Here is a 25287-nt window from a genome sequence, read left to right as displayed (position 1 = left end):
GGCTCTTGGCCGACATTTTGTCACAAGGTGAGATTGATGCGTTACTATCCGCATTATCTACTGGGGAAATGGATGCTGATGAACTGTTGAAAGAGGAAACAGAAAAAAAGGTAAAAGTTTATGATTTTAAAAGAGCTTTACGCTTCTCGAAAGATCAAATCAGAAGTTTATCGAGAATTCACGAGAACTTCGCAAGGTTATTAACTACCTTTTTTTCTGCTCAGTTACGGACATTTGTCCAAATATCAGTTGCTTCAGTAGACCAATTACCGTATGAGGAATTTATACGATCGATACCAAAAATGACGATTTTAAATGTATTTGAACCGTATCCATTAGATGGTCGATTTTTAATGGAAGTAAATCCGAATATTGCTTATACGATGTTAGACCGGTTATTAGGCGGTAAAGGGGTTGCGGTAAATAAAATTGATAATTTAACTGAGATTGAAACTCGAATTATGTCACAATTGTTTCAACGGACGTTAGAAAGCTTTACAGAAGCATGGACTTCTGTTGTGGAATTAGATCCAGTCATGGAGGACATGGAAGTCAATCCGCAGTTTTTACAAATGGTTTCACCGAACGAAACGGTCGTTGTCATTTCACTATCTACTACAATTGGTGAAACTTCTGGAATGATCAACTTATGCTTACCACACGTGACTTTAGAAGAAATTCTTCCAAAGTTATCCGTTCACTATTGGATGCAAACGAAGAAAAAACAACGTGAACCTGGTGAGGTTGAAGCGCTAGAAGCTACTGTACGTAAAGCACCTTTACTTATCCAAGCAGAGCTTGGACGATCGGAAATTACCATTCAAGAATTTTTACAACTTAATACAGGCGATGTAATTGAACTAGATCAAAATATTAATGAGTCTCTGTTAGTGACTGTTGGCGGCGAGCAGAAATATAAAGCTCAACCAGGAAAGTCCAAAAATCAAATGGCAATACAAATAACAGAGGTTATGGAGGAGGCACTAGAGAATGAATGACGATATGCTTTCCCAAGAGGAGATAAATGAACTCTTAAAGGGAGTTGGGATCGACGACGATGATGACCAAACCTCAGAAGAAGAGGTGAATAACCCTGATACTCTAAGAGTAGAAGATTTTTTATCTCCTGTTGAACAAGACGCATTAGGTGAAATTGGCAATATTTCTTTTGGAAGTGCTGCAACGGCGTTATCTACACTACTTAATCAAAAAGTTGATATTACAACACCAAAAGTGTCTGTAATTAATAGAGATCAGTTGGAAGATGCTTTTCCACAACCTCACGTGGCTGTATCTGTTCAATATACTGAAGGCTTTGAAGGTATGAATTTGTTAGTAATTAAAACAACAGATGCTGCCATAATCGCTGATTTAATGCTTGGTGGCGACGGTTTAAATCCGTCTAGTGACTTAGGTGAAATGCAAATTAGTGCCGTCCAAGAGGCAATGAATCAGATGATGGGCTCTGCTTCTACTTCAATGTCGACTATTTTCAATAAAAGAGTGGATATATCCCCTCCAGGTATTGATTTAATGGATATTCCTAGAGAAGAAGGAATGGACAGTATTCCAAGTGATTATATTTTAGCTAGAATATCGTTCCGATTGAAAATTGGCGAATTAATTGATTCTTCAATTATGCAACTTGTCACCGTTTCTTTTGCTAAGCAATTAGTCGACGAACTAATGAATCCATCACCAGAACCAGAAGCACAACCACAACATGAAGCACCACCTAGTCACGGTGCTGTTGTTCAAGAACCTGTTCAGCATACACCTGAACCACAACCAATACAACAACCAGTACATCAAGAAGTGCAACAACCAAGGTATGAACAGCCGGTTGCTCAATATGAACAACCACAATATGAACAAAGAGGACAGCAACATTTAGGAACGCAGTTTCAACAACGTCAAGTCGATGTTCAGCCCGCTGCTTTCTCAAGTTTTGAGCCGCCACATCTTACGCAGAACGAATCAAGTAATTTAAATATGTTATTAGACATTCCTTTACAAGTTACTGTAGAGCTCGGACGAACGAAGCGTTCTATTAAAGAGATCTTAGAATTTAGTCAAGGATCGATTATTGAGTTAGATAAGTTAGCAGGTGAACCGGTTGATATATTAGTTAATCAAAAACTGATTGCTAAAGGCGAAGTTGTTGTTATCGATGAGAACTTCGGTGTACGTGTGACAGATATTGTAAGTCAGCAAGAACGTATTAAAAACCTCCGTTAACTTTGAACGAATTTTACATGAGTAGAAAGGGATGAACGAATATGTCAGGAAGAATATTGATTGTAGATGATGCAGCGTTTATGAGAATGATGATTAAAGATATTTTAACGAAGAATGGTTTTGAGGTCGTCGGAGAAGCGGCGGATGGAGCACAGGCTGTAGAAAAGTTTAAAGAATTATCACCTGATTTGGTGACGATGGACATTACAATGCCAGAAATGGATGGAATTACTTCTTTAAAAGAAATTAAACAAATTGACCCTAACGCAAAAGTAATCATGTGTTCGGCTATGGGACAACAAGCGATGGTTATTGACGCGATTCAAGCAGGAGCAAAAGACTTTATCGTAAAACCGTTTCAGGCAGACCGTGTGTTAGAGGCAATTAAAAAGACATTAGGTTAAGAAAGGGTGACAGCCCCTTGTACCGTAACTATCTTTCAATTGTTATAAGTTTCGTCTTCATTTTAACTATAAACTTTACCGGGCCAGTTCTAGCTGAAGAAAATGGAACTGGCTCAGTATTTGACTCATTACCAGCCAATAATCCTGCTCAGAATGATGAGCAAGGAAAACCAACTACAGTAACAGAATCAGAACCAGTTACAACTGAAGATAATTCTGTATTAGAAACAGCTGAAACACCTTTTGATAGTGGAACAAGCTTTTTTATGTTGTTCATGCAGATGATCGCAGCATTAGCGGTCGTTATCGCATTGATATATATCATGCTTCGATTTGTTGGTAAGCGAACTCGCTCTTTTAGGGACCATCAAACTCTTCAAAGTATTGGCGGTGTTCCATTAGGAGCTAATCGCTCGCTTCAAATGATTAAATTAGGAGATCGTATTCTCGTCGTAGGTGTAGGGGAGACGATACAACTAATTAAAGAAATAGATGACGAGACTGAGGTCGCTAAAATTATGGAGCAACATCAAAGTGAGTTTGACCGACTTGAAGAGCCATTAACAAAAGCTTCAACATGGATTAACCAACTAGTAACAAAGAAAAATCAAGAAAATACGAAAAAAACGCTCGATTTCAGTGAGCTGTTAGATAAACAGTTACAAGATGTTTCTAAATCGCAACAACAAATCCGCGAGGCGATGAAGGAGCATAAAAAATGACAGAATTTTTACCGACATTTAATGATGATTTATCAACTACTATACAAATTCTAATACTACTAACCGTTCTGTCACTTGCACCTAGTATTCTCATTTTAATGACCTGTTTTACTAGAATTGTAATAGTTTTATCGTTTGTTAGAACCGGATTAGCTACACAGCAGATGCCGCCCAACCAAGTAATCATTGGATTAGCACTTTTTATGACATTCTTTATAATGGCACCTGTATTTGCAGAAGTGAACGACCAAGCACTTTCACCGCTTTTAGCAGGAGAGATCGACCAGGAAGAAGCATTTGATCGAGCTGTTACACCAATGAAGGAATTTATGGCAAAGCATACGCGAGAAAAAGACCTCGCTCTTTTTATGGGCTATGCAGGGATGGATAAACCCGAGACGCTTGATGATATACCGCTGACGGCATTAGTTCCCGCATTTGCTATAAGTGAGATAAAAACGGCTTTTCAAATTGGTTTCTTTATATTTGTACCATTCTTGGTAATCGATATGATTGTTGCGAGTGTCTTGATGGCAATGGGTATGATGATGTTACCTCCAGTCATGATTGCCTTACCATTTAAGATTTTACTATTCGTTATGGTTGATGGTTGGCATCTAATTGTAAAATCATTATTACTAAGCTTCAGTTAGCCCAATTAAAAAGTAGGTGAATAAGTTGAATGCTGAACAAGTCATTTCGTTGGCTGAAAGTGGAGTATGGACGGTTTTAATGGTATCTGGCCCACTGCTATTAATTGCATTATCTTTAGGGTTGCTTGTGAGTATTTTTCAGGCGACTACGCAAATTCAAGAACAAACGTTAGCTTTTATCCCTAAAATAGTTGGAGTGTTCGTCGCGTTAGTCTTTTTTGGCCCGTGGATGTTATCTCAATTACTTGAGTTTACGTATCAGATTTTTAATAATTTACATCGGGTTGTTGGGTAATGTTAGATTGGGTGAATTTTATACCAGCTTTTTTATTAGTATTTATTAGAGTACTAGCCTTTTTCACAGTATTACCGATCTTTTCTCATCGAACGATTCCTAATACAGTGAAAGTTGGACTTGCTGTATATTTAGCATGGATTATGTTTTTTACGATTGATGTGCAAGAGATCCCGGTTGATGAAACTTACTTTCTTCTCATTATAAAAGAGGTATTAGTTGGTTTACTGATCGGTCTAGTTGCGATGATCTTAATATATTCGATTCAAGTAGCTGGGGCATTTATCGATATAAAAATGGGCTTTATGATTGCTAATGTTGTCGATCCTGCAACAGGAGCACAATCACCCTTAATTGGAGGATATTTATATACATTTGCGCTCCTATTACTTTTAGTAACAGACGCGCATCACTTGTTAATAGATGGAGTTTTTTATAGTTATCAATTTATTCCATTAGACCAAGTGTTTTTACCGCTTGGCAATGAGAATGTGATTGAGTTTATTTTTGTGACCTTCAATAAAATGTTTATTATTGCATTCCAGATGGCGTTCCCGATTGTCGGTTCTTTGTTTTTGGTTGATGTTGCTTTAGGGATGATTTCACGGTCAGTCCCGCAAATGAACGTATTTGTCGTTGGGATGCCGCTAAAAATTTTAGTGGGCTTGCCATTATTAATGCTTTTCCTAAGTGTGTTTTATTTAATTGTTCAGCAGTTATTTGAAACGATTATCTTAACGATGAGAACGCTCATGCAATTACTTGGAGGTGTCTAGCAGGTGCCTTACATCCAATTAAATCTACAGTTCTTTGCAGAAGAAAAAACGGAAAAAGCAACACCGAAAAAACGTCAAGACAGCCGTAAAAAAGGTCAAGTAGCAAAAAGTACAGATGTAAACACGGCAATTATAATGTTACTCGTCTTTTTATTTCTGTGGTTCATTGGGCATATGGTTGGCGATTATTTGTTAGCGATGCTAATACACACCTTCCAAAATTACATGTTGCTGGATTTAACTGAAGTAAACCTACAAATGGTTTTAAATGAAGTCACTGTAACGTCTGCTACTGTGTTATTGCCAATCATGCTTGTGGCTTTAATAGCAGGTGTTTTTAGCAGTTACTTACAAGTGGGTCCATTATTTGCACCTGAAGCGATTAAACCTAAGTTATCTAAATTAGATCCAATAAAAGGATTTAAGAGAATTTTTTCGGTAAGAGCTATCGTTGAACTTTTAAAATCATTATTGAAGATTTCATTTGTAGGAATGGTCGTTTTTGCAATCTTATGGATTACCCTTGATTCAGTTATGATCTTATCTCAAAAGTCTGTTGCTGATGGATTTTATCAAATTGCCCAATTAACAGTCATCATGGGAATCGTAGTAGCCTTTCTTTTATTAATTTTGTCGATACCTGATTATCTATACCAAAAATATGACCATGAAAAGCAAATTAGAATGTCTAAAAAAGACATTAAAGATGAGCATAAAAACATGGAAGGTGACCCAAAAGTTAAGTCCAAACGAAAGCAAAAACAAATGGAAATGGCGATGTCTAGGATGATGCAAGAAATTCCAAAAGCTGATGTTGTCATTACGAACCCGACTCACTATGCTGTAGTATTAAAGTACGATGGGGAGAAAATGGATGCCCCTGTTGTAGTAGCAAAAGGTGTCGATTATGTTGCTTTTAAGATCCGCTCAATTGCGAAAAATCACGATATTATTATCGTTGAAAATAAACCTTTGGCTCGTGCTTTGTATGCACAGGCTAAAATTGGAGATATAGTTCCTGAGGATTTGTTTAAAGCTGTTGCTGAAGTCCTCGCTTATGTATATCGACTAAAAAATAAAGAAGTTTAGTAGTTAATGTTGGAAGAAGAGGAGAGAGTTCCCATTGTCCATTAAAGATTTATCTGTATTACTAGGCGTTATCTTAATCATAATCATGTTAATTATACCGTTACCGCCTGCAATGCTAGATGTCCTCATCATATGTAATATCTCTCTTGCTCTTGTTATTATTTTAGTAGCAATGAATACGAGAGAGCCGCTTCAATTTTCAATATTTCCGACATTATTACTCTTAGTTACATTATTTCGGCTTGGGTTAAACGTTTCAACAACGCGTTCGATCCTAGGAAATGCTGAAGCTGGAAATGTTATCGAGACGTTCGGATCCTTCGTTGTCGGTGGAAATGCACTTGTCGGTTTTGTAGTGTTCCTTATCTTGATTATCATTCAGTTTCTCGTAATTACAAAAGGAGCTGAGCGTGTATCTGAAGTAGGAGCACGATTTACATTAGACGCGATGCCTGGTAAGCAAATGAGTATTGATGCGGATCTAAATGCCGGGATGATTTCAGACATTGAAGCAAAAGAACGACGTCAGAAAATAGAACAAGAAGCCGACTTTTATGGAGCGATGGATGGTGCTAGTAAATTTGTAAAAGGTGATGCGATTGCAGGTATTGTTATCGTTATTATTAATTTAATTTTTGGCCTAGTAATCGGGATGTCGCAATTAGGAATGGGACTCGGAGAAGCTGCCAATACGTTTACTTTACTTACGGTCGGTGACGGCCTTGTCAGCCAAATTCCTGCCCTGCTTATTTCAACAGCAACCGGTATTGTTGTAACTCGTGCAACCTCAGAAGGAAATTTAGGGCACGATATTACAAAACAATTATTAGCTTATCCGATGATGCTTTATGTAGCGGGTGGAACGATCTTCTTATTAGGAGTGGTTACGCCAATAACGCCTTATGTCACGTTTCCAATTGCAGGCATACTTGTTTATGGTGGTTGGTACTTATCAAGAGCTCAAAAGAAAACTCTTGAAGAAGAAGCAGCTGCATCAGATGAAACGGAAGAAGGTAATGAGGATTTAAAATCACCGGAAAGTGTAGTTAATCTCTTGCAGATTGATCCAATAGAATTTGAATTTGGCTATGGTTTAATCCCACTAGCAGATGCTAATCAAGGCGGTGACTTACTTGACCGTGTCGTAATGATAAGACGTCAACTTGCTTTAGAGCTTGGAATGATTGTACCTGTCATTCGAATAAGAGATAATATTCAGCTGCAACCTAATGAATATGTCATTAAAATAAAAGGAAATGAAATTGCAAAAGGTGATTTATTACTTGATCACTATATGGCCATGAGCCCGGGAATTGAGGATGAATCGATCATCGGTATTGATACGATTGAGCCTGCCTTTGGATTACCAGCTTTGTGGATTGGGGAAGATATGAAAGAACAGGCTGAATTATCAGGTTATACAGTCGTTGACCCTCCATCGGTTGTTTCTACACACTTAACGGAAGTTGTTAAGCGACACGCACATGAGTTAATTGGAAGACAAGAGACGAAACAACTCGTAGAACATTTAAAAGAATCGTATCCTGCCCTTGTAGAAGATGTTACACCTAATCCTTTAGCAATTGGTGAAATACAAAAAGTCCTGGCAAATCTGTTGCGTGAAAATGTATCAATTCGAAACTTGCCTATTATTTTTGAAGTTTTAGCAGATTACGGGCCGATGTCAAAAGATATGGACTTAATCACGGAATATGTTCGCCAAGGGTTATCGAGACAGATTTCAAAGCAATACTCTACACCTGGAGAACCTCTTTATGTTGTTACTCTTAGTGGTGCAGTAGAAAAGCGAATTGCTGAATCTGTGCAACAAACAGAGCATGGGAACTTCTTATCCATGGATCCTAATCAATCGCAACAAATTCTTGAAATGGCTTCTCAAGAAGTCGATCATCTTTCGCAAATGGGACAGGTTCCAGTTATCTTATGCTCGCCTGCCGTGAGGATGTATGTTCGTCAACTGCTAGAACGATATATGCCAAACGTACCTGTATTATCGTATAACGAGTTAGAACCTGAAGTAGAGGTTCAAAGTGTTGGGGTGGTGAATATAGATTGAAAGTAAAGAAATATATTGCTGAAACGATGCCGGAAGCGATGAAAAAAATACGTGAAGACCTTGGTCAAGATGCAGTTATTTTAAATTCCAGAGAAATCGTTACCGGTGGATTTTTAGGGCTTTTCACTAAAAAAAATATTGAAGTGATTGCAGCGGTTGACCGAACACCAACGATTAAACGACCTACCCCCAAAAAGCAAACCGTTATGAGTGAGGAGCGCCCTGATTTACGAGGGGGCCTTCACTCTGAAAAAAAGTTAAATACTTCTGAACGCGACCAAGAAAAGTTGCTGAAAGAAATTGAACAACTTAAAACATTAATGTCTTCCATAACGAACAAGCAAACTACTGAAACGGATCGTGAATATCCCGAGCCTTTTCAATCGATACACGATCTGCTTGAAGACCAAGAAATAGGAAAATCACTGCGTTTAAAAACGATGAAGTATTTATTAAAAAAATGGTATGAGCGGGAAACGGACAGACCAGATAAAGAAGAAGTTCATCAATGGTTAAAAGAGTCTTTGTTAGGTGCTATACAGGATATTCCTATGGGTGGAATTTCTTTTGAAAAGCGATTTGTCAATATTGTTGGACCGACCGGTGTAGGGAAAACAACGACGATCGCCAAAATTGCTGCGCATAGTGTACTAAAAAAACATAAAAAAGTCGCTCTTATAACGACTGATACATATCGGATAGCAGCCGTTGAACAATTGAAAACGTACGCGAAAATTTTAAATATACCACTTGAAGTAGCGTATTCAATTGATGATTTTAAAAAAGCAAAGGAGCAATTTGCTCACTATGACCTCGTACTTGTTGACAGTGCAGGACGTAACTTTCGAAATCCGCTGTATGTGGAGGAACTTCATAAAGTCATTGACTTTACTGACGAAGTTGAAACGTATTTAGTTCTTGCCCTCACATCTAAATATAGAGATATGGAAGATATCTATAAACAATTCTCTCTTATTCCTATCGATAAGGTCATTTTTACAAAGATGGATGAAACATCTTTTTACGGGACGATGCTTACTTTTGTTGAAAAAAATAAAGTCGGGGTTGCTTATATTACTCATGGTCAAAATGTACCTGATGATATTATGGAAGGTAGTTCAAAAGAAATTGTCAATTCTATACTAGAGGTAAAGACAAATGAATGACCAAGCACAGACATTAAGAAAATTAATGGAGAACAACGGTGATCAATCAGATACGAAAGTGATCTCAATCGTTAGTGGAAAAGGCGGGGTTGGAAAATCAAACTTTTCAATAAACTTTTCATTAGGGTTGTCACAAGCCGGAAAGCGCGTTCTCTTATTTGATTTAGATATCGGGATGGCTAATGTCGATATCTTAATGGGTGTATCCAGTAAGTATAATATAGTTGATATGATCGAAAACGAACTGACGATTTGGGATATTATCGAGAAGGGGCCAGAAAACGTTTCTTTTGTTTCAGGCGGGTCTGGGTTCACCCAACTTTTTAAATTGAATGAACAGAAATTTGGACGATTTGTCACACAACTTGAATCTCTAATGCCACATTTTGATTATATTCTTTTTGATATGGGGGCAGGAGTTTCAGAAGATAGTATTCAATTTATTCTTTCGTCAAATGAAGCTATTTTAGTTACAACTCCTGAGCCGACTTCGATTACGGACGCCTACGCAATGCTTAAATATATTAACAGTAAAAACGATACGATACACTGCTCGCTAATTGTCAATCGAACGGAAACAGAAAAAGAAGGGGAAGTGACTGCACAAAACTTTCAAAGGGTTGTAAAGCAGTTCTTACAAAAGGATCTAACGTACCTTGGAAGTATACCCAACGATAAAGTAGTAACGAAAGCAGTTAGATCTCAAAAGCCTTTTTTACTCCTTGATCCAAAAGCTAAATCAAGTAAAGCAGTTGAATTAATGGTTAAAGTGTTTTTAGGTGAGCAAGCAACTGGACAACAGAGCAGGCATTTTCAATCGTTCGTCCAAAGATTTAAGGGCTTTTTTATAAAGAAGTAGTTGGTGTTTTAAAGCAAGAGCATCGGTTGAAATTCAGATTTGAGGGCATAGGGGAAAGGTTGTTTTAAGTGAGGGGGGGTATTTTGAAAGAAAAGATTACCGTATTAGTCGTCGATGATTCTGCCTTTATGAGAAAAGTCATCAGTGACCTGCTACAACAGGATGAGAGAATTGAAGTGATTGGAACGGCAAGAAACGGTCAAGATGCTTTAGATAAAATAAAAATCATTAAGCCTGATGTCATTACGCTCGATGTTGAAATGCCAATATTGGACGGGCTTGGTACTCTGAAGAAGATTATGGAGGAGAGTCCAATACCGGTTGTTATGGTAAGTAGTACGACACTAGAGGGTGCCCAAAACACAGTCTTGGCGATGGAATACGGTGCTGTTGACTTTATTGCTAAAACATCAGGGTCAATTTCATTAGACTTACACAAAATTAAAGATGAAATCATTAATAAGGTTATTTTAGCATCTCAATCTCAAGTTACTAATTTTATTAAGAATACTGAAAAATTGAGTGGCATTAAACGGGCAGATGTAAGACATGAAGTTCATTGTCAATTTAATAAAAGCAGTCAGAAAAAATTAATTGCAATCGGGACATCGACGGGAGGTCCGAAAGCATTACAACATGTGCTGACAAAACTTCCTGCTTCTCTAAATGCACCTATTTTAATTGTGCAGCATATGCCGCCAGGCTTTACAAAGTCATTAGCCAACCGTTTAAACACATTATGTCATATAGAAGTGAAAGAAGCAGAAGATGGGGAAATCATCAAAAACGGTGTCGCTTATATTGCACCAGGGGGCTACCACTTAACGGTCAAAAAGATAGGGACTGCATTGGTCGTACAGTTAAATCAATTGCCTCCTCGAAAAGGACATCGGCCTTCTGTTGATGTGATGTATGAGTCATTGGCTGACATACCGAACTACAGTATTTTGTCGGTCATCATGACTGGGATGGGTGCAGATGGTTCAGACGGATTAGTGAGATTAAAACAACATGTTGACTCATACTCAATTGCTGAATCAGAAGATTCATGTATTGTTTACGGTATGCCACGTTCAGCTATTAAAACCAATCAAGTTGATGAAATTGTGCACCTTCAGCAAATTGGCCAACGAATCGTGGAATTGGTTTAATGCACTAGATAGATATAATGATTTCTAGGGAGAGGTAATCGTATGGATTATATAGAGCGAATTAAGCCTTATCATTTAGATGTATTAAAAGAAATCGGTAATATTGGGGCAGGTAATGCAGCGACGGCTTTGTCTACTTTATTAAGTAAAAGTATTGATATGAAGGTTCCATCAGTTCGCGTGGTTTCATTCCAAGAAATAGCAGATTTGGTCGGTGGAGAAGACAATGTTGTTGCTGCAATTTTTCTTAGACTTGAAGGAGATGCTCCAGGAAGCATGTTTCTTCTAATTCCTGTTGCAGAAGCTGAGCAACTTATCCAACGTTTAATAGGCAACTCCACTTTTCAATTAACTGAACCTCCATTTGAAGAGTTAGGATTATCAGCTTTGCAAGAGTTAGGTAACATACTAGCTGGTTCTTATTTGTCTGCGCTTTCGGATTTTACAAAACTTAATTTACAGCCGTCTGTTCCTGCAATAAGTATTGATTTAGCAGGAGCTATATTAAGTTTTGGATTAATTGAAGTGTCTCAAGTCAGTGATTATGCAATTGTAATTGATACTGAAGTACAAGAGATGGACAATGAATTTTCCCAATCGACTGGTCATTTCTTCTTACTCCCTGATCCTAATGCTTTTGAGCAAATCTTTAAGTCTTTAGGAGTAGAGCTGGATGAATGATGTAGTGAAAGTTGGAATGGCTGATTTGAATATCGTTAAAGGACCGCGCACGATCAGAACTTCGGGATTAGGGTCATGTGTAGGGGTTGTATTATATGACGACTATTCAAATGTATCAGGTATGGCACATGTGATGCTTCCAGATTCGAAACTTGGTAGATCAGGGACATTGAATGTGGCAAAATATGCGGACACTGCAATAATTGAACTCATTGAGCAGATGAAAAACGCAGGGGCGAGAATTTACGGCTTAAAAGCAAAAATTGCAGGTGGAGCGCAAATGTTTAATTTTTCAAGTACGAATGAAATGATGAGAATAGGCCCAAGAAATGTAGACGCAGTTAAAGAAAAGCTGAAAGAACTTAGAATACCTATTGTTGCCGAAGACGTAGGCGGAAGCAGTGGACGAACGATTGAATTTAATCCAGCTACAAAAAAACTAAACATACGAACAGTAAGTCAAGGAGTTAAAGAAATATAATGCTTTTTGGCAGTTGGTTAATTAATCTGTACCTTAGCATTGCTGTTTTTATCATCGTTTTTTTAGGGGCATTAGGGAATAATTTAATAATAACTACTAGCTTTAGAGCAACGGTTGCATTTTTAATTACTTATCTTAGCACTTATTTTTTTCGTTGGTTGTGGGCGTTCTCTTTAGCACCTCCTCAAAGTAAAGAGACAGAGGAAGATCTCTTTTTACCAGGGAACGATATAAAGGAAGAATACCCGATTGAAAACCGTGATTATAGTGAAGAAGAAATTATGAAAGCCGGTAACTATGTACGTGAACTTCTCGATGACAAGGAGGTATAATCATGCCTGAAACATCATTATGTGAGGAACAACAATTATGGGATAAGTGGATTGGGACAAGAGACAACGAAGCAGCAGATTCGTTAATTCGCTTATATATGCCACTCGTTCGATATCATGTTAGTCGAGTTGCGTCTGGGCTCCCGCGCAATGTAAATAAGGATGATTTAATGAGTCATGGAATGATGGGCTTATATGATGCTCTTGAAAAGTTTGACGCTCAACGGGATTTAAAGTTTGATACATATGCTTCTTTTAGAATAAGAGGTGCTATTATTGACGGGTTACGAAAGGAAGATTGGTTACCCCGGTCTTTAAGGGAGAAATCCAAAAAAGTTGAGTCAACAATTGAGAAGTTAGAACAAAGGTTAGGGCGTTATGTGAATGCAAATGAGGTAGCGAATGAAATGGGGACTTCCGAAGAAGAAGTAACTTATATAATGTCTGAAAGTTTCTATGCAAACATGCTTTCGATCGATGAAAAGACAAATGATACAGATCGTGATGAAACGTATAAATCATCGATTGAAGATAAACGCGCCTTAACTCCAGAACAGTCTGTATTGGCAGAGGCTACAAAAAAAGAATTGGCTCGAGTCATTAAAAATTTAAACGAAAAAGAACAGCTTGTTATTAGCTTGTTCTACTTTGAAGAACTAACATTAACCGAAATAGGACAAGTTTTAGACCTTTCCACATCACGTATTTCTCAAATCCATTCAAAGGCTCTATTTCGACTGCAGCAAGTGTTAAAAAAGGCGATAAGCTAATTCATGCCAATCGAAAGTGGTGATTTAAATACTATGACACCTTTAGACGGGGTTTTTGAAATCATAATCAGTAAAGATAAAATGAATGCTACCCTCATTCAAAATCAAAAACTCGAGGCTGAATATCTATTAACGATGGAACAATTGAGGTCTTGGATAAAAGAACACGGAGTGGTTTCAGGAATTAATGAAAGTAACCTTAAGGTCATAATAGATCATGTCGAACCTATTACATCACCAATCGTTATTGCTGAAGGAAAATCTCCAATTAATGGACGTAACGCTTTTTTACAGGCGAACCAATTTGGCGCTGAAACAGACGAAAATGAAGAAGGTCAAGTCGATTTAAAGAAAGTCATTACGATTCCTTCGGTTAGTCAAGGGCAGACAGTAGGGAGAAAGGTCGAAGCAACAGCTGGGCAATCGGGTATTAATGTATTCGGAGAAGAAATCCCTGCAAAGCCTGGCAGAGATTTCATCTTACGTCCCGGAAAAAATACTGCCGTATCTGAGGATAAATTATCGTTAATTGCCCAAGTAGACGGTCAGCAGTGTATCGATAGGAAAACGATTCATGTTTACCCGGTATATGAAGTTCAGGGTGACCTAGACATGAAGACTGGAAATATTGACTTTATTGGGAATGTTACGATACGTGGAAATGTGCCAGCTGGATTTAAGGTGAAAGCTAAAGGAGATATTCGCATCCAAGGAACTGTTGAAGCGGCTACTATCATTTCTGAAGGTTCAATATTTGTTGCAGCAGGCATTGCCGGCCAAGGAAAAGGTTTGATAAAAGCGAAAAAGGATATACACACAACCTTCATTAATCAGGGGAATGTTGAAGCTGATGGTGATTTGCATGTCAATCAATCGATATTGCATAGTAAATGTACTGTTAACGGAAGCATTTACTGTAATAAAGGAAAAGGTAATCTCGTTGGGGGGCAGTTATCTGCTGGAAAAGAAATTTTTGCAAAAGAGATTGGCAATTCGATGCACACTCAGACAGAGCTGTTTATTGGAGTTCACCAGCAAGTATTAGCAGATATTGAGAAGAATAAAAAAATACTCACATTAGCCACAGGGGAGTTAGAAAAACTTAATAAGTTATTACATGTCTTTGAATTAAAAGAAAAACAGGGGCAGGTCCTGCAAGCTAATGAGAGGATTATGAAGCTAAGAGTAAGGAATACACTTCTGCAAACAGAAGAAAAAAAAGTAACAGCTCAAGAAGAGCTCACTGAATTGAACGAGGAATTGGAGCAAGGTCAGACTGGATCCGTTAGGGTTGAACGATCTCTTCTGCCTAACGTTACATTAACATTCGGTAAATATCGTCGGAAAATTACTGCAACTCACCAAAATGTAAAAGTATTTATTATGGATAGTGAAATACAGATCGTTCCCTTATAATAAAGGAAAATGGTAATTGGTGGAGTGTGACATTAGATGAGTTTAAGACCAATTGAAATGCAAGGCTCGTTTACGCGTTCGCAAGCCGCAGGAAAAATTCAAGAACAATTGCAACAACGTGGCCAAGTTGGACAAGATATCATTACAACAGCACATAAAAAAGAAGAAGAGCAAAAAAGGAAGCAGGTCAATAAATCAGATTCATCAGATGCTAGTAAGCTAGAACCGGATAAAGAAAACAAAAAAGAGAAACAACAACATGACAGGAATAGTAAAAAGAAACACAGGAAACAACAGGATAATGACGTACAGCACCCATACAAAGGGAATTTTATAGATTACTCAGGCTAAGGGAGTACAATATGATTCAATTTTTAGTAACTACTAGTCTCGTATTACATTTGCTTACTTTTCTATGGATCGTTACTTTACTTCAGAAAATTAATAATCAACAAACACCTGCAGTCGATGAAGAGAAGCTAAAGCGGGAAATAGAAGATTTACTTTTTGCTTATACATCAGAAATGAAAGAAGAAAACCAACAACTCCTAGAACAATTAAATAAATATAAGCAAGAAAGCTCAACAGCTTCAAGCATAAAGCGTTCTGAAGATCAGGTGAAGGCACCTGAAGTGATGATGTCAACGGAAATGAAAGAAGAAAATAAACGACCTCCTGCTTCAAAGGAGCAAATAGAATATGAAGACTACCAGCCTCCAGCGTTAGAGGTTGAAGAAACGGAAATGTATGAACAATCTAACACAGCGAAAGTTCTTTCTTTGTCTAAACAAGGCTACTCGGCAGAAGAAATAGCAAAAAAACTTCAACTCGGAAAAGGTGAAGTTGAATTAATGATAAAATTTTATCAATAAATCTCCTATGCTACTTGCTATTGCATTCTCGTTGTGGTATATTAATCCACGGTGTTAATCACACACGCATTCTAATTTAGGTGAGGGTGCTGAAAGTTTTTTCAGTCTTACTTAAAGATGAGGATTGCGGAGGAAAACAAAAACCATTGAAGGAGGTGTTTGATGTGGCAGTAATTTCAATGAAACAATTACTAGAGGCAGGGGTACACTTCGGTCACCAAACTCGTCGTTGGAACCCAAAAATGTCTCGCTACATCTTCACAGAACGTAACGGAATTTACATCATCGATTTACAAAAGACTGTTAAAAAGGTTGAGGAAGCTTACAATTTCGTAAGAGACCTAGCAGCAGACGGAGGAAAAGTTTTATTTGTTGGTACAAAGAAACAAGCTCAAGACTCTGTTAAAGAAGAAGCTGAGCGTTGTGGAATGTACTTCATCAACCAACGTTGGTTAGGTGGAACATTAACAAACTTTTCTACAATCCAAAAACGTGTTGGACGTTTAAAAGAGTTAGAAAGAATGCAAGAAGATGGAACGTTTGATGTTCTTCCAAAGAAAGAAGTTATTCTTCTTAAAAAGGAAATGGAGCGTTTAGAAAAGTTCTTAGGTGGAATTAAAGATATGAAGGGTGTTCCAGATGCATTATTCATTATCGATCCACGTAAAGAGCGTATTGCAATTGCTGAAGCTCATAAATTAAACATCCCAATTGTTGCTATTGTAGATACAAACTGTGATCCAGATGAGATTGATTATGTTATCCCAGGTAACGATGATGCAATTCGTGCCGTAAAACTTCTTACTGGTAAGATGGCTGATGCGATTATCGAAGCTACTTCAGCTGCTGGTAATGAAAGTGCAGAGCAAGAAGAAGTAGAAGAAACTGTTTAATTTCATTTGCTCTTCAAAGGGTGGTAAAGGGGTTTGCCCTTTATCACCTTTTTTAAAAGAAAAGTAATCACTCATAGGGTTACTTTTCATGAAAATGGACATGCATATAAGTATTGGCCAGTTCAAAAGGATGACACAAATACTGTTTTAATTTTGAACAATGACTATATATGCAAAATACTACATACAACCATAAGGAGGAATTGATGATGGCAATTACTGCTAGCATGGTAAAAGAATTACGTGAAAAAACAGGTGCAGGTATGATGGACTGCAAAAAAGCATTAGTAGAAACTGATGGTGACATGGAAAAAGCAATCGACTACCTTCGTGAAAAAGGTATCGCTAAAGCTGCTAAAAAAGCTGATCGTATTGCTGCAGAAGGTTTAGCTTACGTAGCAACTGAAGGTAACAAAGCCGTAATCGTTGAAATTAACTCTGAGACTGACTTTGTTGCTAAAAATGATAACTTCAAAAACTTAGTTGCTGAGCTGGCAAAACAAATCTTAGCTGATAATCCTGCAAGTGTTGAAGAAGCACTTTCAAAACCAATGCACGGTGAAACTGTTGAGACATACATTAACAGTCAAATCGCAAAAATTGGAGAGAAGATCTCTCTTCGTCGTTTTGAAATCGTAGAAAAAGCTGATTCTGCAGTATTTGGTTCTTATTTACATATGGGAGGACGCATCGGGGTTCTTACTGTACTTGATGGAACAACTGATGAAGAATTGGCAAAAGATGTTGCTATGCACATCGCTGCAATTAAACCAGTCTACGTTTCTCGTGATGAGGTTCCAGCTGAAGAGGTAAATCGTGAGCGCGAAGTATTAAAACAACAAGCGTTAAACGAAGGGAAACCTGAAAATATCGTAGAGAAGATGGTAGAAGGACGTTTAAGTAAATATTTTGAAGACGTATGTTTACTTGACCAGCCATTTGTTAAAGATGGTGACCATAAAGTTGGTAAATACGTTGCAAACAAAGGTGCTTCTGTTCAAACATTCATTCGCTATGAAGTTGGCGAAGGTATGGAAAAACGTGAAGACAACTTCGCAGAAGAAGTTATGTCTCAAGTGAAGAAATAATGAATTAACTAGGATAGGGAGCACACTGTGTTCCCTATTTTTCAAAAAAGGCATAATAAAAAAGCCCAATGTGGACGTATTTGTCGCTAATGGAGGTAGAGATGAGCAAATATAATCGCGTAGTTTTAAAGCTAAGTGGCGAAGCTTTAGCTGGAGACTTAGGATATGGAATTGACCCAGCAGTCATTCAATCAATTGCAACTCAAGTGAAGGATATTGTAGAACTAGATGTTGAAGTTGCTGTAGTTGTAGGTGGAGGAAATATTTGGCGTGGTATGGCAGGCAGTGCAAAAGGCATGGATCGTGCAACTGCTGACTACATGGGGATGTTAGCCACTGTGATGAACTCTCTTGCTCTTCAAGATAGTTTAGAAACAATTGGGGTTGAATCCCGAGTTCAAACATCAATTGAAATGAGACAAGTGGCAGAGCCTTACATTCGCCGTAAAGCTATTCGTCACTTAGAGAAAAAGCGTGTTGTTATTTTTGCGGCAGGAACTGGTAACCCGTATTTTTCGACAGATACTACTGCTGCTTTAAGAGCTGCTGAAATTGAAGCAGAAGTCATTCTTATGGCAAAGAATAAAGTAGATGGTGTTTACAGTGCGGATCCAGCAGTTGATGCATCCGCTAAGAAATATCAGTCTATTACGTACTTAGATCTATTAAAAGAAGGCTTAGCTGTAATGGATTCTACAGCTTCATCTTTGTGTATGGATAATGATATTCCACTTATTGTCTTCTCAATCATGGAAGAAGGAAATATTAAACGTGCCGTTCTAGGCGAACAAATTGGAACAGTTGTAAGGGGGAGTTAAAATGTCAAAAGAACTTATGCAAGATGCACAAGGTCGAATGAAAAAAGCATTAGATGCTTTAAATCGTGAATTATCTACGTTGCGTGCTGGGCGTGCAAATCCGAGCTTACTTGAAAAAGTAACAGTGGAATATTACGGTGCTCCAACACCGCTGAATCAATTAGCGACAATTTCTGTCCCGGAAGCAAGGATGTTAGTTATCCAACCATTCGATAAAACAGTTATTGGTGATATTGAAAAGGCTATTTTAAAATCAGATCTAGGTCTAACTCCTTCAAATGACGGAACAATTATCCGTATTACGATTCCAGCTTTAACAGAAGAACGTCGTAAAGACTTAGTAAAACTTGTTAAGAAATATGGAGAAGAGGGAAAAGTAGCTGTTCGTAACATCCGCCGCGACATTAATGATGACTTGAAAAAGTTGCAAAAAGACGGTGAACTAACAGAAGACGATCTTCGTCGTTCAACAGATGAAGTGCAAAAGCTGACTGATAAACATATTGCAGATATCGATCAAATTACTACAAATAAAGAAAAAGAAATCATGGAAGTATAAGTGATTTCACGGTACAATAGAATAATGTAAATAGACCCTCTTGATACAGGGGGTTTTTTTACACTGTTTTATTGAAATGATATATTTAAGCAGATTTTGTATTATAGATCATCCATATGGTAAAAATGGATGATGTTGTTTTGGAGGGCTAGAAATGCTTGAGAAATTTAAAAAGTTAAAATCATCTAATGAAATGGATAGACCCTCACTTGAAGTGGATTTAGAAAATGTCCCAGGTCATGTAGCCATCATCATGGATGGTAATGGCAGATGGGCTAATAATAAAGGATTGCCTAGAATAGCTGGTCATCGTGAAGGAATGAAAGTTGTAAATAAGATCGTCAGCCGGGCAAACAAGTTAGGTGTAAAAGTTCTAACACTCTATGCATTTTCAACAGAAAACTGGAAAAGACCTAAACCAGAAGTTGAGTTTTTAATGAAGTTACCTGAGCTGTATCTTGGCAAGGAACTACCTAAGCTGAAAAAAGAAAATGTAAGAGTTAGGTTAATGGGGTGTCCTGATGAGCTGCCTGCTCATACGCTTCGAGCAGTACAAACTGCCATCGAAGAAACAAAAGAAAATACAGGACTCATACTAAATTTTGCTCTTAATTATGGCAGTCGAGTCGAGATTATAAGAGCCATTCGTACGTTAGCGTCTCAAGTTCAAGACGGAAAGATTTCTCCTGAAGAAATAACTGAGGAACAACTTGAACAGTACTTAATGACAGATGATTTAAATGATCCAGATTTACTAATTCGTACGAGCGGTGAACTCCGATTAAGTAACTTTATGCTTTGGCAACTTGCATATAGTGAGTTTTGGTTCACTGATGTTCTCTGGCCAGACTTCACAGAAGAGCACTTCGAGGATGCTATCCGTGTTTATCAAAAAAGAGGTCGTAGATACGGTGGTGTATAGAAAGGAGGAAGGATTATGAAACAAAGAATTATTACAGCCGTCATTGCTGCATCATTTTTTATTCCAATAACGATGTTAGGTGGCTGGCCGTTTACATTAACAATTATTTTGGTTGCTTCTATTGCAATGTTTGAACTATTAAAGATGAAAAAAATTCCTCCTTTCTCATTTATTGGCCTCGTTAGTTTAATTCTAATGTGGATTTTGCTCGTACCTACAAATTGGCTTGATTTATCTATTTTTTCCCATGTGACCAAAGTTGAACTATTTGTATTTATGATCTTAATACTACTAATGACTACAGTTATAACGAAAAATAAATATACATTCGATGAAGTAGGATTTATTATTCTATCATCTGTTTATGTAGGGTTTGGATTTCATTATTTAATCATGACTCGATTAGATGCTGTAAATGGACTAGCACTCGTATTTTTTGTATTGTTCATTATTTGGTCTACCGATTCCGGTGCTTATTTTGTCGGTCGTAAACTAGGGAGAAGAAAACTTTGGCCAGATATTAGTCCAAAGAAGACGATCGAAGGGTCTATAGGTGGGATAATATGTGCTTTTGTAGTTGGTTTTGTATTTCAACTCATATTCCCGATCTTTGACTCGTATATTATTTTAGGACTTGTCATATTAGTTGCATCTATTTTTGGTCAAATGGGAGACTTAGTAGAGTCTGCTCTGAAGCGTCACTACGCTGTTAAGGACTCAGGAAATGTACTTCCTGGTCATGGGGGAATATTAGATCGTTTTGACAGTCTTATATATGTCATGCCGATTTTACATCTGTTACAATTAATTTAAAATGTGGTTTTGTAGTAAAGGGTGAAAGTCATTGAAAAAAATTAGCTTATTAGGTGCTACTGGTTCGATTGGCACGCAAACGTTGGATATAATAACTCAACACCCTGACCGCTTTGAACTTGTTGCAATGTCTATAGGGAAAAATGTGAAACTGGGGATGGAGTTAGTTCACCAATTTAAACCTAAACTATTATCCGTTTTAACAAGAGAAACATTCGAACAAATTAAACACGAAGTACCGAGCAGTGTAAAGTTAAGCTACGGTGATGAAGGTCTCGTAGAAGTAGCGACTTTTTCAGAAGCTGATGTACTTGTGAATGCTGTCATTGGAAGTGTTGGTTTAGGTCCAACTCTTGCAGCGATTGAAGCTGGAAAAACGATAGCGATTGCAAATAAGGAAACGTTAGTAACCGCAGGACACATTGTTACCCAAAAGGCAAAAGAATACGGAGTGTCTCTCCTTCCAGTTGATAGTGAACATTCTGCTATCTTTCAATGTTTGCAAGGTGAGGACATAAAGAAGGTAAGTAGGTTACTTGTAACGGCTTCTGGTGGAAGTTTCAGAGACAAGCGTAGAGATCAATTAACTAATGTTACGGTAGCAGATGCGTTAAATCACCCTAATTGGTCGATGGGTGCAAAAATTACAATTGACTCTGCTACTATGATGAACAAAGGACTAGAAGTGATAGAAGCACATTGGCTCTTCGATATACCATATGATCAAATTGAAGTTCTCTTACATAAGGAAAGTATCATTCATTCTATGGTTGAGTATGTGGATGGAAGCGTTATTGCTCAATTAGGCACCCCAGATATGAGAGTACCGATCCAATATGCGTTGAGCTATCCTGACAGGCTTGATTTCAAGAAACAAGAACGGTTAAACTTATGGGAAGTAGGTAAGTTACACTTTAATAAGCCTGACTTCGAACGTTATCGTTGCTTGAAGTTTGCTTATGAAGCTGGACGTTCTGGCGGCACTATGCCTACCGTATTAAATGCAGCTAACGAAGTTGCTGTTGCAGCTTTCTTAGAAAATAGAATTACGTTTTTACAAATTGAAGATTATATTGAACAAGCATTGGAAAATCATCAACTAGTTAATAAACCTTCGTTAGAAACTATTATTGAAGTGGATCAACAGACTAGAAGGTTTGTTCACTCACTCATGACATAAAGGTGGGGATACGTTCATGAATACTTTAATTGCCATTATTATCATCTTCGGTTTACTTGTGTTTATCCACGAATGGGGACACTTGTATTTTGCAAAACGTGCAGGAATATTATGTCGTGAATTTGCTATAGGGTTTGGACCTAAGTTGTTCTCATTTAGAAGAGATGAAACGCTTTATACGATTCGCTTGTTACCATTAGGTGGCTTTGTTCGTATGGCTGGAGAAGACCCTGAACTAATTCAAATTAAACCGGGATATGAAATTGGCTTAGTATTTAACAGAAGGAATCAAGTATCAGAAATCATTGTAAACAATAAATCGAAACATCCAGAAGCAAAAATTGTTACTGTTGAGCGTGTCGATTTAGAAAAAGATTTATTCATTGAGGCCTATGAAGATGGGGAACTCGTTTCATTTCCAGTCCATGAAAAAGCAAGTATTATTTATGACGAGGAACCTACACAAATTGCACCACTAGATCGCCAATTCGGCTCAAAGACGATTCCACAACGCGCACTAGCTATTTTTGCTGGTCCGATGATGAACTTTGTTTTAGCATTTTTGATTTTGACAGCCTTTGCTCTATTAGCAGGAATGCCAGTAGACGAATCTAGAATTGGAATGGTTTCGCCTGAAGGAGCTGCAGCTGAAGCTGAACTTGTAGAGAATGATCGGATTCTAGCAATTAACGGTCAACCACTTGAAACGTGGGAGGACTTAACATCAGTTATTCAAAAGCACCCCAATCAAGACTTAGTCTTCGAAGTCGAGCGTAATGGGCAAGTCTTTGAAGCAGTGGTAACGCCTCAAGAAAGACAAGGGCCCACTGGTGAGCCTGAAGGTTTTATAGGGGTTGGCCAATCAACAACATTCACCGTATTAGGATCGATTAAATATGGAGTTACTGAAACTTATGTTTTTGCTAAGTTGATCTTTGAGGCATTAGGAATGTTAGTAACTGGTCAATTTTCATTAGATCAGCTAGCAGGGCCAGTTGGAATATATAATTATACGGGTCAAGCAGCTGAAATGGGAATTTTAGTTCTTATGAAATGGGCGGCTATTTTAAGTGTAAATCTTGGTATAATTAATCTCCTCCCTCTTCCTGCCCTTGATGGAGGACGACTCATGTTTATTGGGGTAGAAGCGCTTCGCGGAAAACCAATTGATCCACAAAAGGAAGGGTTAGTTCATTTTATTGGGTTTGCATTATTAATGCTATTAATGCTAGTAGTAACCTGGAACGATATTAATAAATTCTTTTTATAGGAAGGGAAAAACAAATGAAACAAAGCTCATATTTTATCCCAACGATGCGGGATGTACCTGCTGATGCTGAAATTGCCAGCCATCAGCTAATGCTTCGAGCAGGTATGATCCGCCAGACGGCATCGGGAATTTATAGTTATTTACCATTAGGAAAAAGAGTGTTAAAGAAGGTAGAAGAAATTATCCGTGAAGAAATGGATGCTTCAGGAGCGATCGAAGTTTTAATGCCAGCTATTCAACCTGCAGAATTATGGGAAGAATCAGGGCGATTAGGGGATTATGGCCCAGAACTTATGCGTTTAAAGGACCGGCATGACCGGGACTTTGTACTTGGAGCTACTCATGAAGAAGTTATAACAAGTTTAGTCCGTGATGATGTTAAATCATATAAAAAATTACCTTTGAACCTTTATCAAATCCAAACAAAATATCGTGATGAGCGTAGACCTCGATTTGGGGTTCTACGTTCGCGTGAATTTCTAATGAAAGATGCCTATTCATTTGATACGTCAAAAGAAGGATTAGATGTAAGCTATGAAAAGATGTACAATGCTTACACCCGAATTTTCCAACGTTGCGGACTTGAGTTTCGTGCAGTTGAAGCGGACAGTGGTGCTATCGGTGGAACAGATACACATGAATTTATGGTGTTAACAGAAGTCGGTGAAGATACGATTGCCTACTCAGATCAATCAGAATTCGCAGCTAATATAGAAATAGCACCTGTTCAAGCTGAATATACAAAAAGTTCGGAAGCGGCAGAAGTGCTTACGAAAGTTGAAACACCAAACGTCAGAACTATAGAAGAGCTAGTCGGCTTTTTTAATCATCCTGCGGATCTCATGATTAAAGCTATGCTATTTTTAGTAAATGATGAACCAGTAGTAGTTCTAGTACGCGGAGACCATGAAGTAAATGAAATTAAGGTGAAAAACCTTTTTGATAAAGGCGTTGTTGAACTTGCTGCGCCTGAACAAGCAAAACAATTACTAAACTGTGAGACAGGATACATCGGCCCTATTGGTTTACCTGCAAATGTAAAAGTTGTCGCTGATCTAGCAGTACAATATGTAGTCAATGGAGTATGTGGCGCCAATGAGCCAGGCTACCATTTTCAAAATGTAAATCCTGAGCGTGATTTTGAGGTTTCTACTTATGCCGACCTTCGTTTAATCCAAGAAGGAGACCCTTCACCTGATGGGAAAGGTACAATTCAATTTGCAAAAGGAATTGAAGTCGGTCATGTCTTTAAATTGGGCACGAAGTATAGTGAAGCTTTAGGTGCCAGCTTCTTAGATGACCAAGGAAAATCACAACCGATGATTATGGGTTGTTACGGAATTGGTGTTTCTCGAACGGTAGCAGCGATTGTAGAACAAAGCAACGATGAAAATGGTCTAGTGTGGCCAACAACTGTAGCACCATTTGATATTCATCTTATCGCTATTAATGTAAAAGACGAAGCACAGTTAAACTTGGCGGACAAGCTATATGATGAATTAAGAAATAGTCGTTATGATGTCCTTTATGATGAGCGCCCTGAGCGAGCTGGCGTAAAATTCAAAGATGCCGATTTAATTGGTTTACCGATCCGAATTGGTGTAGGTAAAAAAGCATCAGAAGGAATCGTTGAAGTAAAACTTCGTAAAACTGGGGAAATGTTTGAAGTTTCTGTAGAAGAGCTTAATGAAAAATTAAACGAGATCGTTAGTAAGCTCTAATATTTTCAGGGAAATTAAATGAGGCTGACTCATAAGTGACT

Annotated in this window: 28 protein-coding genes; all 28 read left to right on the top strand. The window is 37.8% G+C overall.

Annotated elements, in window-relative coordinates; genetic code table 11:
• The first annotated feature begins 5 nt into the window (after positions 1-5).
• The 28 genes from fliM to N7Z68_RS05995 all read left to right on the top strand — a co-directional run bounded on the left by fliM (position 6) and on the right by N7Z68_RS05995 (position 25246).
• Positions 6-998, top strand: a complete 993-nt coding sequence (fliM, locus tag N7Z68_RS06130) for a flagellar motor switch protein FliM (protein WP_275117586.1) — start codon at positions 6-8, stop codon at positions 996-998.
• Positions 991-2238, top strand: coding sequence for a flagellar motor switch phosphatase FliY (gene fliY / locus N7Z68_RS06125; RefSeq protein WP_275117585.1), 1248 nt, complete (start codon positions 991-993; stop codon positions 2236-2238). Before fliM ends, fliY begins: the two co-directional genes overlap by 8 nt.
• 41 nt (positions 2239-2279) lie before the next feature.
• Complete coding sequence (gene cheY, locus N7Z68_RS06120) at positions 2280-2642, top strand: chemotaxis protein CheY (protein WP_275117584.1); 363 nt, start codon at positions 2280-2282, stop codon at positions 2640-2642.
• 17 nt (positions 2643-2659) lie between these two features.
• Positions 2660-3364, top strand: a complete 705-nt coding sequence (locus N7Z68_RS06115; protein ID WP_275117583.1) for a flagellar biosynthetic protein FliO — start codon at positions 2660-2662, stop codon at positions 3362-3364.
• Complete coding sequence (gene fliP, locus N7Z68_RS06110) at positions 3361-4017, top strand: flagellar type III secretion system pore protein FliP (protein WP_275117582.1); 657 nt, start codon at positions 3361-3363, stop codon at positions 4015-4017. Before N7Z68_RS06115 ends, fliP begins: the two co-directional genes overlap by 4 nt.
• A 25-nt stretch (positions 4018-4042) precedes the next feature.
• Positions 4043-4312, top strand: coding sequence for a flagellar biosynthesis protein FliQ (gene fliQ / locus N7Z68_RS06105; protein WP_275117581.1), 270 nt, complete (start codon positions 4043-4045; stop codon positions 4310-4312).
• Positions 4312-5088 carry a flagellar biosynthetic protein FliR gene (gene fliR, locus N7Z68_RS06100; RefSeq protein ID WP_275117580.1) on the top strand — a complete coding sequence of 259 codons (777 nt, stop codon included), beginning with the start codon at positions 4312-4314 and terminating at the stop codon, positions 5086-5088. Before fliQ ends, fliR begins: the two co-directional genes overlap by 1 nt.
• Before the next feature lie 3 nt (positions 5089-5091).
• Positions 5092-6177 (top strand): flagellar biosynthesis protein FlhB, encoded by a 1086-nt coding sequence (gene flhB / locus N7Z68_RS06095; RefSeq protein ID WP_275117579.1) that lies wholly within the window; start codon positions 5092-5094, stop codon positions 6175-6177.
• A 34-nt stretch (positions 6178-6211) separates the two neighbouring features.
• Positions 6212-8254: a flagellar biosynthesis protein FlhA gene (flhA, locus tag N7Z68_RS06090; protein WP_275117578.1), complete on the top strand. Its 2043-nt coding sequence runs from the start codon at positions 6212-6214 to the stop codon at positions 8252-8254.
• Positions 8251-9420 (top strand): flagellar biosynthesis GTPase FlhF, encoded by a 1170-nt coding sequence (flhF, locus tag N7Z68_RS06085; RefSeq protein ID WP_275117577.1) that lies wholly within the window; start codon positions 8251-8253, stop codon positions 9418-9420. Before flhA ends, flhF begins: the two co-directional genes overlap by 4 nt.
• Positions 9413-10279, top strand: a complete 867-nt coding sequence (locus N7Z68_RS06080) for a MinD/ParA family protein (RefSeq protein ID WP_275117576.1) — start codon at positions 9413-9415, stop codon at positions 10277-10279. Before flhF ends, N7Z68_RS06080 begins: the two co-directional genes overlap by 8 nt.
• Positions 10280-10362: 83 nt before the next feature.
• Positions 10363-11430 (top strand): protein-glutamate methylesterase/protein-glutamine glutaminase, encoded by a 1068-nt coding sequence (locus tag N7Z68_RS06075; RefSeq protein WP_275117575.1) that lies wholly within the window; start codon positions 10363-10365, stop codon positions 11428-11430.
• Between the two features lie 42 nt (positions 11431-11472).
• Positions 11473-12111, top strand: coding sequence for a chemotaxis protein CheC (locus tag N7Z68_RS06070; protein WP_275117574.1), 639 nt, complete (start codon positions 11473-11475; stop codon positions 12109-12111).
• On the top strand, positions 12104-12592 hold the full coding sequence (locus tag N7Z68_RS06065) for a chemotaxis protein CheD (RefSeq protein ID WP_275117573.1): 489 nt from the start codon (positions 12104-12106) through the stop codon (positions 12590-12592). Before N7Z68_RS06070 ends, N7Z68_RS06065 begins: the two co-directional genes overlap by 8 nt.
• Positions 12592-12924: a hypothetical protein gene (locus tag N7Z68_RS06060; protein ID WP_275117572.1), complete on the top strand. Its 333-nt coding sequence runs from the start codon at positions 12592-12594 to the stop codon at positions 12922-12924. Before N7Z68_RS06065 ends, N7Z68_RS06060 begins: the two co-directional genes overlap by 1 nt.
• Before the next feature lie 2 nt (positions 12925-12926).
• On the top strand, positions 12927-13694 hold the full coding sequence (locus N7Z68_RS06055; protein ID WP_275117571.1) for a FliA/WhiG family RNA polymerase sigma factor: 768 nt from the start codon (positions 12927-12929) through the stop codon (positions 13692-13694).
• Between the two features lie 3 nt (positions 13695-13697).
• Entirely contained in the window at positions 13698-15110 is a 1413-nt protein-coding gene (locus N7Z68_RS06050; protein WP_275117570.1) for a flagellar assembly protein A, read from the top strand.
• A gap of 36 nt (positions 15111-15146) precedes the next feature.
• Positions 15147-15461: a hypothetical protein gene (locus N7Z68_RS06045; RefSeq protein WP_275117569.1), complete on the top strand. Its 315-nt coding sequence runs from the start codon at positions 15147-15149 to the stop codon at positions 15459-15461.
• An 11-nt stretch (positions 15462-15472) separates the two neighbouring features.
• The gene (locus N7Z68_RS06040) at positions 15473-15982 is read left to right on the top strand and encodes a DUF6115 domain-containing protein (protein ID WP_275117568.1); all 510 of its coding nucleotides are present in this window, start codon (positions 15473-15475) and stop codon (positions 15980-15982) included.
• Positions 15983-16146: 164 nt separating this feature from the next.
• Complete coding sequence (rpsB, locus tag N7Z68_RS06035) at positions 16147-16875, top strand: 30S ribosomal protein S2 (RefSeq protein ID WP_275117567.1); 729 nt, start codon at positions 16147-16149, stop codon at positions 16873-16875.
• Positions 16876-17084: 209 nt separating this feature from the next.
• Positions 17085-17963 carry a translation elongation factor Ts gene (gene tsf, locus N7Z68_RS06030; RefSeq protein WP_275117800.1) on the top strand — a complete coding sequence of 293 codons (879 nt, stop codon included), beginning with the start codon at positions 17085-17087 and terminating at the stop codon, positions 17961-17963.
• A gap of 101 nt (positions 17964-18064) precedes the next feature.
• A complete protein-coding gene (pyrH, locus tag N7Z68_RS06025; RefSeq protein ID WP_275117566.1) occupies positions 18065-18781 on the top strand; it encodes a UMP kinase in 717 nt (238 codons plus the stop codon).
• 1 nt (position 18782) lies between these two features.
• Positions 18783-19340, top strand: a complete 558-nt coding sequence (frr, locus tag N7Z68_RS06020) for a ribosome recycling factor (RefSeq protein WP_275117565.1) — start codon at positions 18783-18785, stop codon at positions 19338-19340.
• A 154-nt stretch (positions 19341-19494) separates the two neighbouring features.
• Positions 19495-20262 carry an undecaprenyl pyrophosphate synthase gene (gene uppS, locus N7Z68_RS06015; protein ID WP_275117564.1) on the top strand — a complete coding sequence of 256 codons (768 nt, stop codon included), beginning with the start codon at positions 19495-19497 and terminating at the stop codon, positions 20260-20262.
• Between the two features lie 15 nt (positions 20263-20277).
• Positions 20278-21075 (top strand): phosphatidate cytidylyltransferase, encoded by a 798-nt coding sequence (locus N7Z68_RS06010; RefSeq protein WP_275117563.1) that lies wholly within the window; start codon positions 20278-20280, stop codon positions 21073-21075.
• Between the two features lie 31 nt (positions 21076-21106).
• Positions 21107-22255 (top strand): 1-deoxy-D-xylulose-5-phosphate reductoisomerase, encoded by a 1149-nt coding sequence (locus N7Z68_RS06005; RefSeq protein ID WP_275117562.1) that lies wholly within the window; start codon positions 21107-21109, stop codon positions 22253-22255.
• A gap of 16 nt (positions 22256-22271) precedes the next feature.
• Positions 22272-23525 (top strand): RIP metalloprotease RseP, encoded by a 1254-nt coding sequence (gene rseP / locus N7Z68_RS06000; RefSeq protein WP_275117561.1) that lies wholly within the window; start codon positions 22272-22274, stop codon positions 23523-23525.
• Between the two features lie 14 nt (positions 23526-23539).
• Positions 23540-25246 (top strand): proline--tRNA ligase, encoded by a 1707-nt coding sequence (locus tag N7Z68_RS05995; protein ID WP_275117560.1) that lies wholly within the window; start codon positions 23540-23542, stop codon positions 25244-25246.
• Positions 25247-25287: the final 41 nt, after the last annotated feature.

The sequence above is a fragment of the Alkalihalobacterium chitinilyticum genome (genome assembly GCF_029028005.1).
In the GTDB taxonomy this organism is placed as follows: Bacteria; Bacillota; Bacilli; order Bacillales; family Bacillaceae_F; genus Alkalihalobacterium; species Alkalihalobacterium chitinilyticum.
Note: the sequence above shows the minus strand (reverse complement) of the source record. Positions and strands in the feature narration are given on the sequence as shown.